The organism is Halopseudomonas salegens (genome assembly GCF_900105655.1).
Classification (GTDB): domain Bacteria; phylum Pseudomonadota; class Gammaproteobacteria; order Pseudomonadales; family Pseudomonadaceae; genus Halopseudomonas; species Halopseudomonas salegens.
This window is the reverse complement of sequence record NZ_LT629787.1, coordinates 1,467,511-1,481,526: the sequence shown is the minus strand read 5'-3', so window position 1 is coordinate 1,481,526 and position 14,016 is coordinate 1,467,511. Positions and strand designations below refer to the sequence as shown.

Sequence of the window (14,016 nt, the reverse complement as noted above, 5' to 3'; positions counted from 1 at the left end):
GGACGGGATATAACAGCATAGAATGCTACCATGCGTGTCGCCGGTTACCGGCAAAAATGTCCGTGAAAATCGTTGCAACAGACTACTATCAGACCGACCAAAGGCTGAACGAAGCGCCATAAACAGGGCAAAGAATGAAGATAATATCTTTCAATATCAATGGAATAAGAGCACGACTGCATCAACTTTCTGAGCTTATCGACAGCCATCAACCGGATGTGATCGGACTGCAGGAAACCAAAGTTGACGATCCAGCCTTTCCACTGGCGGCGGTTGAAGCGCTGGGCTATCAGGTCTACTACCACGGTCAGAAAGGTCATTACGGGGTTGCCCTGCTCACCCGCCACACACCGGTATGGGTCAACAAAGGGCTGCCGACGGATGCCGAAGATGCCCAGAAACGCCTGATCAGCGCCGCCATTCCCTGTGCCGATGGCGAACCACTGATCATTTTCAATGGCTATTTCCCTCAGGGTGAAAGCCGCGATCACCCGATCAAGTTTCCGGCCAAGGAGCGCTTTTATGCCGACCTGCAGTCACACCTTGAGCAGCATCACCAGCCGGAACAACGCCTGGTGATCATGGGCGACATCAATATTTCGCCGCAGGATTGCGACATCGGCATTGGTGCCGAGAATGCCAAGCGCTGGTTGCGAACCGGCAAGTGCAGCTTTTTGCCGGAAGAGCGCGCGTGGTTGCAACGGTTGAAGGACTGGGGGCTGCATGACACCTTTCGGCATCTGTACCCGGAGGTGGATGATCGTTTCAGCTGGTTTGATTACCGCAGCAAGGGCTTTGCCGACACACCCAAACGCGGCCTGCGAATAGATGTGGTGCTGGCCAGCAACAGCCTGATCGAGCACTGCAAGGAAGCAGGCATCGATTATGCGATTCGCGGCATGGAAAAGCCGTCAGACCACGCACCGGTCTGGGCCAGCTTCACGCTGTGAAGTGACCCGTAAACCGGAACCAGGCAGCAGAGCGGCTCAGGCCAGCTCTGCTTCCGGCACATCCAGCACCAGCTCTCCATCGCGCAGACTGACGTGCACAGTACCGCCCTGCTCTGCCAACTCTCCGAACAGGATCTGCTCAGCCAGCGGCCGCTTGATCTTGTCCTGAATCAGACGCGCCATCGGGCGCGCGCCCATCTGCGGGTCATAGCCATGTTCGGCCAGCCAGTCGCGGGCTGGCTCGTCAACATCCAGCAGGACATGCTTGTCTTCCAGTTGCGCCTGGAGTTCGGTCAGGAACTTGTCGACCACAAACTTGATGCTGTCGTGGTTCAGGCGGCCAAAGGGAATGATCGCATCCAGACGGTTGCGGAATTCCGGCGTGAAGGTTTTCTTGATCACCTCCATACCATCGGTACTGTGGTCCTGTTGCGTGAAGCCAATGGATGCCCGGTTCATCGTTTCCGCCCCGGCATTGGTGGTCATTACCAGTACCACATTGCGGAAATCCGCCTTGCGCCCGTTGTTGTCGGTCAGGGTGCCATGGTCCATCACCTGCAGCAGCAGGTTGAAGACTTCCGGGTGCGCCTTCTCGATTTCATCAAGCAAGAGCACGCAATGCGGGCTTTTGGTGACCGCCTCGGTCAGCAAACCACCCTGATCGAAACCGACATAACCAGGTGGAGCACCGATCAGGCGCGATACCGTGTGCCGCTCCATATACTCGGACATGTCAAAGCGCACCAGTTCGATACCCAGGCTCTTGGCCAACTGACGGGTAACCTCGGTCTTGCCCACCCCGGTCGGACCGGAAAACAGGAAAGAACCCACCGGCTTGTCACTGGCCTTGAGACCGGCACGGGACAACTTGATCGCCGTCGACAGTGCACCAATGGCCTCGTCCTGGCCGAACACCACCAGCTTGAGGTCGCGATCCAGATTCTGCAGCAGCTCCTTGTCGCTGGAACTGACGTGTTTTGGCGGGATGCGTGCAATCTTGGCGACAATGGCTTCCACTTCCGCCACATCAATACGTTCGGCACGCTCTTCCACCGGCTTCAGGCGCTGATAGGCACCCGCCTCGTCAATCACATCAATGGCTTTGTCGGGCATATGCCGATCATTGATGTAACGTGACGCCAATTCGGCAGCGACGCGCAGGGCTTCATCGGTATAACCGATACCGTGGTGCTCCTCGAAACGGCTCTTCAGCCCCTTGAGAATCTGCACGGTGTCACTCACCGACGGCTCAACGATATCTACCTTCTGGAAGCGGCGCGCCAGGGCGCGGTCTTTCTCGAAGATGCCGCGGAACTCCTGGAACGTCGTCGACCCGACACAACGGATCTCCCCGGAGGAAAGCAACGGCTTGAGCAGGTTGGAGGCATCCATAACGCCACCCGAAGCCGCACCGGCGCCGATAATGGTGTGAATCTCGTCGATAAACAGGATCGCCTGGGGCTTTTTACGCAATGCCTTGAGCAGCGCCTTGAAGCGCTTCTCGAAGTCGCCCCGGTATTTGGTGCCGGCCAGCAAGGCGCCGAGGTCCAGTGAGTAAACGACCGCCTCGGTCAGAATATCCGGCACCTCGCCATCGACAATACGTTTGGCCAGCCCTTCTGCAATCGCGGTTTTACCCACCCCGGCCTCACCCACCAGCAAGGGATTGTTCTTGCGACGGCGCATCAGAATCTGCGCAACCCGCTCCACTTCACTTGCGCGGCCAACCAGTGGATCAATCCGGCCCTGGCGGGCCTGCTCGTTCAGATTGCTGGCGTAGGCATCCAGCGGGTTGGTTGACGTGCCGCCACTATCGGCTTCGTCATCCAGACCTTCGGCGTCTCCCGGCGCAGCCTGCTCGCTGTCTTCAGCCACTTTGGAAATGCCATGGGAAATGAAGTTGACCACATCAATGCGGGCAATCTGCTGCTGCTTGAGCAAGAACACCGCCTGGCTTTCCTGCTCGCTGAAAATGGCTACCAGTACATTGGCGCCACTGACTTCACCCTTGCCGGAGCTTTGCACGTGAAATACGGCACGTTGCAATACACGCTGAAAGCCCAGGGTCGGCTGAGTTTCCCGCTCACTGTCGTGGCGCGGGATCAGCGGTGTTGTGGAATCAATGAACTCCGTCAGTTCACGGCGCAGGCGTTCCAGGTCGGCAGCGCAGGCGCGCAATACGGCCAACGCCGAATGGTTGTCGAGCAGGGCCAGCAGCAAGTGCTCGACGGTCATGAATTCGTGGCGTTTGTTTCGAGCATCCTTGAATGCCAGATTCAGGGTGATCTCCAGATCTCTGTTGAGCATGATGCCACCTCACTCTCTTGCGATCGAATCGCTTTTATTACGCTTCCCGCTGAATTTCGCAAATCAGCGGATGCTGGCACTCCCTGGCATAGTCATTGACTTGCGCCGCCTTGCTTTCTGCAATGTCCCGACTGTAGGTACCGCAAACTGCCTTACCCTCAGTATGGACCTTGAGCATGATTTGTGTAGCCGATTCCCGCGTGTGATGGAAAAAATGTTCCAGCACCTCGACGACAAAATCCATTGGTGTGTAGTCATCGTTCATCATGACCACCTGGTATCGCGATGGTGGTTGCAGTTCCGGCTTGCTGGTCTCAACCGCCATGCCGTGATCATCAGCATAGTCCGGTTCGTCAGGGCCATTGTGCAGTACGGGGTTGTCGTTGATGAATAAAGGCATGAATTCCGTTGTCTCTGAGCGGAAAGTCGTCAGTAACGCCAGGCTTTGGACTAAAAGTGTGCACTAGTTCACAGCTTGCCAGAGGCCTGCTTGACTTACCGAAGTTCAGTGTTAAAAAGTGTAAATGAGTACGACTCAAGGGTCATCTTGTGCCCACGAGTGTCATTTTCGGCCACTCTCGCCACAAGCTCTGAACCGATTATCTCACAGGATGTGCGTAAATTTTGCAGTTTTGCGCTCAATTTGTTTAGCGGTCACCTGCGCAGTACAGGGCAAACAGAGGGAAGCAGTATGAAAAATGGTAAGGTCAAATGGTTCAATAATGCCAAAGGTTACGGCTTTATCGTAGCTGATGGACATGACGAAGATCTCTTTGCGCATTACTCAGCCATTCAAATGGACGGTTACAAAACGCTCAAGGCAGGCCAACCTGTCGCTTTCGAGATCATTCAGGGCCCCAAGGGGCTGCACGCAGTCAACATTCAGAACCAGCAAGAAATCGCTGCCACTGACGAGGCGGCTGAAACACCGGAGCTGGCCAGCCAGTACGGTTGAGCGTCAGGCCTTGGCTTGACAGCAGATACAAAAAAGCCGGCATCGAGCCGGCTTTTTTGTGCATCAAACCACCTTACATGCTGGCGATGATGTCCTGACCGAACTCCGAGCACTTGCGCAGGGTAGCTCCCTCCATCAGACGCTCGAAATCATAGGTCACGGTCTTGCTGGCGATAGAGCCGTTGACACCCTTGATGATCAGGTCAGCGGCTTCGACCCAGCCCATGTGACGCAGCATCATCTCGGCTGACAGGATCAGAGAACCCGGATTGACCTTGTCCTGACCTGCATACTTGGGCGCAGTACCGTGGGTTGCTTCGAACATGGCAACGCTGTCAGACAGGTTGGCGCCCGGAGCAATACCGATACCACCGACTTCTGCAGCCAGGGCGTCGGACAGGTAATCACCGTTCAGGTTCAGGGTGGCGATCACGTCATAGTCAGCCGGGCGCAACAGGATTTGCTGCAGCATGGCATCCGCGATGACATCCTTGACCACGATAGTCTTGCCGGTCTTCGGATTCTTGAACTGCATCCAGGGGCCGCCGTCGAGCAGCTCGGCACCGAATTCGTCAGCCGCGATCTGGTAACCCCAGTCCTTGAAGGCACCTTCAGTGAACTTCATGATGTTGCCTTTGTGCACAATGGTCACCGAGTCACGGTCATTGTCGACAGCGTACTGCAGCGCCTGACGCACCAGTCGCTTGGTACCGGCTTCGGACACGGGCTTGATACCGATACCGCACATATCGGTGAAACGGATCTTGGTAGCGCCCATTTCTTCAATCAGGAACTTGATGACTTTTTCCGCTTCCGGCGTGCCGGCCTTGAATTCGATACCGGCATAGATGTCTTCGGAGTTTTCACGGAAGATCACCATGTCGACGTCTCCGGGCTTCTTCACCGGGCTGGGCACGCCTTCGAACCAGCGTACCGGACGCTGGCAGACATACAGGTCGAGCTGCTGACGCAGAGCCACGTTCAGCGAGCGAATGCCACCGCCTACCGGCGTGGTCAGCGGCCCTTTGATGGAAACGACATAATCCTTGACTGCTTCCAGCGTTTCTTCCGGCAGCCAGGTGTCCTGGTCGTATACCTGAGTGGCTTTCTCACCGGCATAGACTTCCATCCAGGAGATCTTGCGCTTGCCACTGTAGGCTTTCTCGACGGCGGCATCGACAACGTCGATCATCACCGGAGAAATATCGACACCGATACCGTCGCCTTCAATATAAGGAATAATCGGGTTATCGGGTACGTTGAGAGACATATCGGCGTTGACGGTAATTTTGTCGCCGCTGGCCGGCACCTGGATCTTTTGGTATCCCATGTTTGACTCCGTTGTTGTGTCGTTGTCACTGGACGCCGAATGGATAATTAGGCGTCCTGTTAAAAGCTGGTGTTTTGCTGGCGCATATTGTTGTAGTTTTCCTACAAAAAGTCACGCATTTTCGTGTGAAACGCCATGCAAGGTGTAATTTTCTGCAACATTATTGCTGTTTACCGGCCGGCATAACCGGGAAACATAAGCATATGTAGTTCAACTACATATCGCCCTCCCGCCCTCTGCAAATACTTTGTGCTCCAGCCTAGTCACTTTTGCCCACATTGCCAGTCGCTCAAAAGGCAGCAACAAGCCCATCCACTGTTCACCCGAACAGGGTAAATACGCTACCCTGTCAGGCCACCTCAGGAGGCAGGCATGGGATTCAATCCACACCTTACCGTAGCGACTATCGTCGAGCATGACGGCCGTTTTCTCATGGTCGAAGAAATGCAGGGCCAGCGTCTGGTTATAAACCAACCGGCGGGGCATCTGGAAGCCGACGAAAGTCTCATCGAAGCCGCCGTCCGGGAAACCCTGGAAGAAACCGGCTGGACCGTTCAACCCACAGCCCTGACCGGAATCTATCTGTTCAAGGCGGCCAATGGCGAGACCTACCAGCGCGTCTGTTTTACCGCAAAAACCGTTGAGCATCATCCGGAGCTCAGCCTGGACGAGGGTATCGTTCGCGCCAGTTGGCTGACCCTGGACGAGCTGGAACGTCGACGCAATGAACTGCGCAGTTACCTGGTACTCGACTGCCTGCATGACTATCGCCACAAACCGCATTACCCACTGGAAGTGATTCGCTGATATGAACACCTTACCCACAAGCCCCGCTGAAACTCGCGTGATCGTCGGCATGTCCGGTGGTGTCGATTCTTCCGTCTCGGCTGCCCTGTTGCTTGAACAGGGGTATCGGGTGGAAGGCTTGTTCATGAAGAACTGGGATGAAGACGACGGCACCGAGTACTGCACAGCCAAGGAAGACCTGGCCGACGCCCAGGCGGTGGCAGATCGTCTCGGGATCACCCTGCACACGGCCAATTTCGCCGCCGAGTACTGGGACAATGTGTTCGAACACTTTTTGCATGAATACAAAGCCGGACGCACACCCAACCCTGACATCCTGTGTAACCGTGAAATCAAGTTCAAGGCCTTTCTCGATTATGCCCTGGCGCTGGGCGCCGACTTGATCGCGACCGGGCATTATTGCCGACGCGGCGATCGTGAAGGGCAGACCATGCTTCTGCGTGGGCTCGACAACAACAAGGACCAAAGCTACTTCCTCCACGCAGTCGGCGGTGAGCAGCTTGCTCGCACCCTGTTTCCGGTGGGTGAACTGGAGAAACCGGAGGTCCGGCGTATCGCCGAGAAATACGACCTGGCCACCGCTCGCAAAAAGGATTCCACCGGCATCTGTTTTATCGGCGAGCGTCGCTTCAGTGACTTCCTCAAGCAATACCTGCCGGCCCAGCCGGGCGACATTGAAACCACTGCCGGCGAGGTCATTGGCCGTCACCACGGCCTGATGTATCACACCATCGGCCAGCGCCAGGGCCTGGGTATTGGCGGTCTGGCCGGGGCCAGCGACGACCCCTGGTACGTGCTGCGCAAGGATCTGACCCGCAATGTACTCATTGTCGGTCAGGGTAACGATCATCCCTGGCTGTTTTCATCCGCCCTGACCTGCGGTGAAATCTATTGGGTCAACCCGATTGACCTGAGCCAGCCAAGACGGTTGACGGCCAAGGTACGTTATCGCCAACCAGATCAGCATTGCCTGTTGGAAAAGACCGCCACGGGTTATCGTGTCAGCTTCGATGAGCCCCAGCGTGCAGTAACGCCTGGTCAGTCAGTAGTCTTCTATGACGCTGATGTTTGCCTCGGTGGCGGCGTTATTGAAACCGCAGAACCCGCCTTTGCAGAGGATGCTGCATGACTCGCTATGAAGAGCAAACTGTCGCCCTCGCCGCCATCTTCGAGGCTTGCCTGCTGGTCGACCAGCTTGCGCGCAACGGTACGCTGAACGACGGCCCTGCCAGTTGCATGGTACGCAGCATTCTCAACCGCAACCCGGAAACCGTGCTGGACACCTATGGTGGCAACACCCAGTACATTCGCCAGGGGCTGGACGCGCTGGAAGCCATGCTCGCGCGTGACGGCGCTGCCCTGCAACGCGATGCTCTGCGCTACACAATGAACCTGATTGCGCTGGAACGGCAAATGTCCAAGCGTGACGATATGCTGCAAGTGCTCGGGCAGCGAATGGCACAAATCGACAACCAGGTCGAGCATTTCGGCGCCAACCATGACAATGTCTGGGCCAGCCTTGGCAGTCTTTACCAGGACACCCTGAGTACCTTGCGCATGCGCATTCAGGTGCAGGGCGACATGCGTTACCTGCAACAGGCCGATACGGCCAATCGCATTCGCGGCCTGTTGCTGGCAGGCATTCGTGCTGCACGCCTGTGGCGTCAACTGGGTGGCCACCGCTGGCACTTGCTGGTCTATCGCAAGCGCTTGCTGGAAGCCGTCAGGTCGGTCAAACATGTCTGACCGGCATGGTTGAAATCACCCGGCTGGATCAGCCGCGCCAAGGCGCGCTCTTGCTGGGCCTGTCCGCCCTGTTGTTCGCCATCATGGGGGTGATGATCCGCGAGGTCTCGGTCGGCGTGAACAACGAAACCGTGGTGTTCTTTCGCAACTTTGTGGGTATTTTCTTCTTTCTTCCGCTGTTTCTGCTCAAAGGCCTGACACCCTTCAAGACCCGACGCATCGGCAGTCATTTCATGCGCACCTTTTATGGCCTGGCGGCCATGTATTGCTTCTTTTATGCCATCGCCCACCTGCCGCTGGCCGATGCCATGCTGTTCACCTACTCTGCCCCGGTTTTCACCCCGCTGCTGGCCTGGTGGTGGCTGCGCGAATCGCTGACCCCGCGCATCATGTTTACCGTATTGATCGGCTTTGTCGGCGTCTTGCTGGTGGCCAAGCCGAGTGGCGCGATTTTCGAGGTCAAGGCGCTGGCCGGTGTGGCGGCCAGCCTGCTGGCGGCCTGCGCCTTTGTCTCGATCCGCGCCATGAGCAATACCGAACCGGCGATTCGGATGGTGTTCTATTTCACCACGTTTTCCACGCTGATTTCAGCGATCCCCATGCTCTGGGCCTGGCAGCCGCTGGATCAGCAGCAAATCATTCTACTGGTCAGCATTGGCTTGCTGGCGACCACCAGCCAGTTCGTCATGTCCAAGGCCTATACCCTGGCGCCCCCTGGCAAGATCGGACCGCTGAGCTATCTGGCTATCGTGTTTTCCGGTGTTTTTGCCTGGTTCCTCTGGGGTGAAATACCCGGACTTGCCTCCTTCTTCGGTGCCGCACTGATTTTTGGTTCAACCATGCTCAGCGTGCTGATGCCGGGCAGAGCCCCAGCGGTCAAACCATAAACGCTGACTCATGACGCCCTCGCCCGGCTGGTGTATCATGCGCCTCTTTTCCGCCGGCCACCCGCTGACGTCCAACGGGCGGCATCCGACCTTTGACGAGAATGACTATGCAACTATCTTCCCTGACCGCCGTTTCACCCGTTGATGGCCGTTATGGCAGCAAGACCGCCAGTCTGCGCCCTATTTTCAGCGAATACGGACTGATCCGTTTCCGCGTCCAGGTCGAAGTTCGCTGGCTGCAATGTCTCGCTGCTCACAAGCAGATTCCGGAGATCGGCCCTTTCTCCGCTGAAGCCAATGCCCTGCTGGATCAGCTGGTCGATGACTTCAAGCCGGAGTATGCCGAGCAGGTCAAAGAGATCGAGCGCACCACCAACCACGACGTCAAAGCTGTTGAGTACCTGCTGAAGAAGCAGGTGGACAGCCTGCCTGAGCTGAAAAAAGTGAATGAATTCATTCACTTCGCCTGCACTTCTGAAGACATTAATAACTTGTCTCACGCACTTATGCTGCGCGAGGGCCGTGATCAGGTGGTACTGCCGCTGATGCGCAAGATTGCCGACGGCATCCGCAGCCTGGCGCATGAGCATGCCGCCGTTCCCCTGCTCTCGCGCACCCATGGTCAGCCGGCTTCGCCGAGCACCCTGGGCAAGGAAATGGCCAACGTGGTCTACCGCCTGGAACGCCAGATCCAGCAAATCGAAGCCATCCCGCTGCTGGGCAAGATCAATGGCGCGGTAGGCAACTACAACGCCCACCTGTCGGCCTACCCGTCGATTGACTGGGAAGCCAACGCCAAGGACTTTATCGAAGAGATCCTGGGGCTGGACTTCAATCCCTACACCACGCAGATTGAACCCCATGACTACATCGCCGAACTCTTCGATGCCGTTGCCCGCTTCAATACCATCCTGATCGACTTTGATCGCGATATCTGGGGCTATATTTCCCTCGGCTATTTCAAGCAGAAAACCATTGCCGGGGAAATCGGCTCCTCAACCATGCCGCACAAGGTCAACCCGATCGACTTCGAGAACTCTGAAGGCAACCTGGGTATCGCCAATGCGATCATGCAGCACCTGGCCAGCAAGCTGCCGATCTCGCGCTGGCAGCGCGATCTGACCGACTCCACGGTACTGCGCAATCTGGGCGTAGGTTTTGCCCACAGCGTGATTGCCTACGAATCAACCCTCAAGGGAATCAGCAAGTTGGAGCTTAATGCTCAACGAATTTCTGATGACTTGAATGCGACCTGGGAAGTGCTCGCCGAGCCGATCCAGACGGTGATGCGCCGCTACGCAGTACCGGAAGCCTACGAGAAACTGAAAGAACTGACCCGCGGCAAAGGCATCACCCCGGATGCCCTGCAGGCCTTCGTCGATACCCTGGAGATTCCCCAGGCCGCACGCGACGAGCTCAAGGCCCTGACACCGGCCAACTACATCGGCAATGCAGCCGAACAGGCACGCCGCATCTAGGGAGCGTCTGAACACCGCCTTGATTACGAGCCAGCCTGAAAGCCTGAGCATGCAAGGCGTTATTCAGTGGCTCACTGGCATCCACCCGGCCGCTGGCTTTTATTGTCCAGCGGCCGGGCTTGCCAGTTAAAGCAAACGGCTTTTGCCTGCTATCATGCCCGCCTCGGCACACCACCCAATCAGGCAGGCAATTAATGACCACCCCCAATCAACTGCTCGGCGGACTCGATCCCGCTGACTTTCTGCGCGACTACTGGCAACAGAAACCACGCCTGATCCGCCAGGCGCTGCCCGATTTCGACAACCCCTTGAGTGGTGATGAGTTGGCCGGCCTGGCGCTGGAAGACGACATCGAGTCTCGGCTGATTCTCGAACACGGCCATACTCCCTGGGAGTTGCGACGCGGCCCCTTCAGCGAATCCGATTTTCAGCAATTGCCGGCGCGGGACTGGACCCTGCTGGTGCAGGCGGTCGATCAGTTCATCCCGGAAGTGCGCGAGTTGCTGCATCTTTTCCGTTTTCTGCCCAGCTGGCGCCTGGATGACATCATGATCAGCTTTGCCGCTCCCGGCGGCAGTGTTGGACCACACTACGACAACTACGACGTATTCCTGCTTCAGGTTCAGGGCCACAGACACTGGAAAATCGGCCAGCAGTGCTCCGCCGACAGCCCCCTGCTGCCCCATGACGACCTGCGCATTCTGCGTGACTTTGAGCAGCAGGAAGAGCACCTGCTGGCTCCCGGCGACATGCTTTACCTGCCACCCGGCGTCGCCCACTACGGCATCGCCGAGGATGACTGCATTACCTGGTCCATCGGCTTTCGCGCCCCCAGCTACCAGGACATCCTGCTGCATTTCACCGATTACCTGGCTCAACAGCTACATGATGACCAGCGCTACCACGATTCGGGCATCACCCCCAGCGAGCAGCCGGCAGCCATTGATGACGCCAGCATTGAACGCTTGCAACAAATCCTGCTGACGCATGTCCAAAACAAGGAGGCTCTGGCAACCTGGTTCGGCCGTTTCATGACCGAACCTCGCTACCCGGAGATGCTGAACGCTGAAGAGATCGCCGACAACGAGTTGCAGGATGCCGTGCAAACCGGATATGGCCTGCAGCGCAACGCCGGCGCGCGCCTGGCCTATCGCCTGAGCGATACGGAGATCAAGCTCTTTGCCAGTGGTGAACACTGTGTGCTTCCGGCTTCTCTATTGCCCCTGGTTCAACTAGTCTGCAATGAAGACTACCTGAGCGCTGAAGCCTTGCTGCCCTGGCTGACGGATACCGAAGGCTGGCAGCTACTGGTACAACTGGTGAGCAAGGGAGATCTCCTGCTGGAGGAGGACGATGACTGACATTCGCATCAACCAGGTGGCCTGGGACGGCAACGAAGCGCTGAAAAGCATTCGCCACCAGGTCTTTGTTGATGAGCAACAGGTACCGGCAGAACTCGAATGGGATGCCGACGATGCCGAGGCAACGCACTTTTTACTGTTCGTCGACGATGAACCGGCGGGAACCGCCCGTTTACTGGCTGATGGACATATCGGCCGGGTGGCCATACTGCCCCCCTGGCGCGGGCAAGGGCTTGGCGAACGTCTGATGCTGCACATCATGGCCCATGCCGAGGCACAGGGCCTTTCGCCATTGGTTCTTTCAGCCCAGGTGCACGCACTGCCTTTCTACGCAAAGCTCGGCTTCGCCATCAGTTCGGAAGAATACATGGAAGCCGGCATACCGCACCGGGAAATGCGTTGGCCGGCAGCAGAAAAAGAGCTGCCCCCGATCGACTTCACCTCCCCCGGACGCTTTGAAGTCCACAATCCGCCCGTGGCGACACGCGCCCGCTATACCAGTGAATTGCCTCAGCAGCTGGGTACTGACAGTGAACTGGTCGAGCTGGATGAAGACAATGCAGGCGACCACCTGTGCCACCTGATTTTGCAGACCCGCCACAGCCTGCGCGTGTATCACGCCGACCTGATGCTCTGGCTGTGCCACCGCCAGAGAGTGATTGACTGCCTGGAACAACGCATTGCCAGCGAACCACGTTTCGCCCTGCAGGTATTGCTGGATCAACTACCGGGCAACTTCCTGCAGGGCCACAGCCTTGCACAGTTAATGCATCGCTTCCCCAGTCGCGTCAGTATCCGGCAACAACATCCGGAACTGGCATCCGACCCGCAAGCCTATTGCCTGGCCGACAGCACCGGATTGATGATGTTGCCGCAGCCGCAGAAAAAACAGGGGTTCATACGATACTACAGCCGAGACCAGGTCAAGCGTTGGCAAGGACGCTTCCAGGAGCTCTGGGAATCCGGACACACGCCATCAGAACTGCGGAGGTTTCAGCTATGAAAGTCTCACCATCAGCCAGGCTGCTGTCTGTGCTGTTCAGCCTGCTCTTGCTGTTCGCGCCCGTCAGCCAGGCGGCCAGCAGTGAAGTCGTAGATCTGCAACACAGCACCGCAGACGCCCTGCTACCCGCGCTGCAACCCATGCTGCAGGAAGACGAGCGCGTAGCAGCCTATGGCAACCAACTGATATTGCGCGCCAGCCCGGCCCGGGTCGAGGAACTGCGCGACCTGATTCGGCAACTGGATCGCCAACCCAATCGCTTGCGTATCACGGTCGCCAATGACGGGGCTGACAACGACAGTCAGCGCGGCATACAGGCTGGTGCTCGCATTCGCCAGCAGTACGGTGAAGTGGTTATTGGTCAACCACCGCCCGGCGGTGGCGCACAAGCCAGAATCATTGATCGCCAGACCCGCTCCGAGCGCGACAGCCTGCGCCAGATCAGCGCCATAGAAGGTTATCCGGTGCTCATTGAACGTGGCCAGAACGTGCCGATCACCGACACGACCATCGGCCCCTATGGACAAATCCAGCAGAGCACCCGATACCACTCAGCCACCCAGGGGTTCTATGCCACCGTTCGGTTGAGTGGGGATAACGCACTGATCAGCATCAGCAACCATCAGGATGAGTACCGCCCGGATAGCGGCCTGATTGATGTCCAGCAGACGGATACCCAGGTCAGCGTGCCCCTTGGAGAATGGGTCACCATTGGCGACTTGAGTGACAGCGACTCGCGCCAGGATCGAGGTACCGCCAGCCGGCTGAGTACCCGCGACAGCAGCAACAATCAGATCCGCCTGATGGTAGAGCGGCTACCCTGAGGCGTTGCTGCTGTGTAGTCGGTCGAGATCTTCACTACATTTTAATTGACTTAAGCCCATGAAGGGCGCATCATTGCCCCGCTCCCGCTAGCCAGGTGCCTGAAACATGGTACCCGGCCCGGTTCCGACACCAAAGGACCGGGGCGTGTCTCAACAGCCCAACAGGCCGTTCGACAAGGTGGCGACTGGAACGAAAGTTGTCCTGAGGGACGGGGAAGCGATTCAAACGTATCAGCCTGCATGACGGGTCCAGCTTGCGGCACACAACGCCAACGGCACAGTCATACATCCTGTTCGTTCACCTCTCCGTTTTTTGGACCATCCTTTTCTTTCCTGTCTCCCCCTTTGACGTTTCCGCCCCGGGCATG

13 protein-coding genes are annotated in these 14,016 nt (G+C 57.4%); 10 read left to right on the top strand and 3 right to left on the bottom strand.

Annotated features, from left to right (window positions below; genetic code table 11):
* Positions 1-134 precede the first annotated feature (134 nt).
* Positions 135-950, top strand: coding sequence for an exodeoxyribonuclease III (gene xthA / locus BLU07_RS06560; protein WP_092385321.1), 816 nt, complete (start codon positions 135-137; stop codon positions 948-950).
* A gap of 36 nt (positions 951-986) precedes the next feature.
* Here xthA and clpA read toward each other — a convergent pair whose 3' ends face one another.
* Positions 987-3,257, bottom strand: a complete 2,271-nt coding sequence (gene clpA, locus BLU07_RS06555; protein ID WP_092385319.1) for an ATP-dependent Clp protease ATP-binding subunit ClpA — start codon at positions 3,255-3,257, stop codon at positions 987-989.
* Between the two features lie 37 nt (positions 3,258-3,294).
* The gene (gene clpS / locus BLU07_RS06550) at positions 3,295-3,657 is read right to left on the bottom strand and encodes an ATP-dependent Clp protease adapter ClpS (protein WP_092385317.1); all 363 of its coding nucleotides are present in this window, start codon (positions 3,655-3,657) and stop codon (positions 3,295-3,297) included.
* A gap of 291 nt (positions 3,658-3,948) precedes the next feature.
* Between clpS and cspD the strand changes: the two genes are divergently transcribed.
* The gene (gene cspD, locus BLU07_RS06545; protein ID WP_092385315.1) at positions 3,949-4,212 is read left to right on the top strand and encodes a cold shock domain-containing protein CspD; all 264 of its coding nucleotides are present in this window, start codon (positions 3,949-3,951) and stop codon (positions 4,210-4,212) included.
* 73 nt (positions 4,213-4,285) lie between these two features.
* Here cspD and icd read toward each other — a convergent pair whose 3' ends face one another.
* The gene (icd, locus tag BLU07_RS06540) at positions 4,286-5,542 is read right to left on the bottom strand and encodes an NADP-dependent isocitrate dehydrogenase (protein ID WP_092385313.1); all 1,257 of its coding nucleotides are present in this window, start codon (positions 5,540-5,542) and stop codon (positions 4,286-4,288) included.
* Positions 5,543-5,914: 372 nt separating this feature from the next.
* Here icd and BLU07_RS06535 point away from each other — a divergent pair, with 372 nt between their 5' ends.
* The 8 genes from BLU07_RS06535 to BLU07_RS06500 all read left to right on the top strand — a co-directional run bounded on the left by BLU07_RS06535 (position 5,915) and on the right by BLU07_RS06500 (position 13,648).
* Positions 5,915-6,349, top strand: a complete 435-nt coding sequence (locus BLU07_RS06535; protein ID WP_092385311.1) for an NUDIX hydrolase — start codon at positions 5,915-5,917, stop codon at positions 6,347-6,349.
* 1 nt (position 6,350) lies between these two features.
* Positions 6,351-7,478, top strand: coding sequence for a tRNA 2-thiouridine(34) synthase MnmA (gene mnmA / locus BLU07_RS06530; RefSeq protein WP_092385309.1), 1,128 nt, complete (start codon positions 6,351-6,353; stop codon positions 7,476-7,478).
* Positions 7,475-8,095: a high frequency lysogenization protein HflD gene (gene hflD, locus BLU07_RS06525; protein ID WP_092385307.1), complete on the top strand. Its 621-nt coding sequence runs from the start codon at positions 7,475-7,477 to the stop codon at positions 8,093-8,095. Before mnmA ends, hflD begins: the two co-directional genes overlap by 4 nt.
* 5 nt (positions 8,096-8,100) lie before the next feature.
* Positions 8,101-8,982, top strand: coding sequence for a DMT family transporter (locus BLU07_RS06520; RefSeq protein WP_092385305.1), 882 nt, complete (start codon positions 8,101-8,103; stop codon positions 8,980-8,982).
* Positions 8,983-9,089: 107 nt separating this feature from the next.
* Entirely contained in the window at positions 9,090-10,460 is a 1,371-nt protein-coding gene (gene purB, locus BLU07_RS06515; protein ID WP_092385303.1) for an adenylosuccinate lyase, read from the top strand.
* Positions 10,461-10,654: 194 nt separating this feature from the next.
* Positions 10,655-11,821 (top strand): ribosomal protein uL16 3-hydroxylase, encoded by a 1,167-nt coding sequence (locus BLU07_RS06510; protein ID WP_092385300.1) that lies wholly within the window; start codon positions 10,655-10,657, stop codon positions 11,819-11,821.
* The gene (locus tag BLU07_RS06505; protein WP_092385298.1) at positions 11,814-12,824 is read left to right on the top strand and encodes a GNAT family N-acetyltransferase; all 1,011 of its coding nucleotides are present in this window, start codon (positions 11,814-11,816) and stop codon (positions 12,822-12,824) included. The genes BLU07_RS06510 and BLU07_RS06505 overlap by 8 nt, the downstream gene beginning before the upstream one ends.
* Positions 12,821-13,648 carry a secretin N-terminal domain-containing protein gene (locus BLU07_RS06500; RefSeq protein WP_092385296.1) on the top strand — a complete coding sequence of 276 codons (828 nt, stop codon included), beginning with the start codon at positions 12,821-12,823 and terminating at the stop codon, positions 13,646-13,648. The genes BLU07_RS06505 and BLU07_RS06500 overlap by 4 nt, the downstream gene beginning before the upstream one ends.
* Positions 13,649-14,016: the final 368 nt, after the last annotated feature.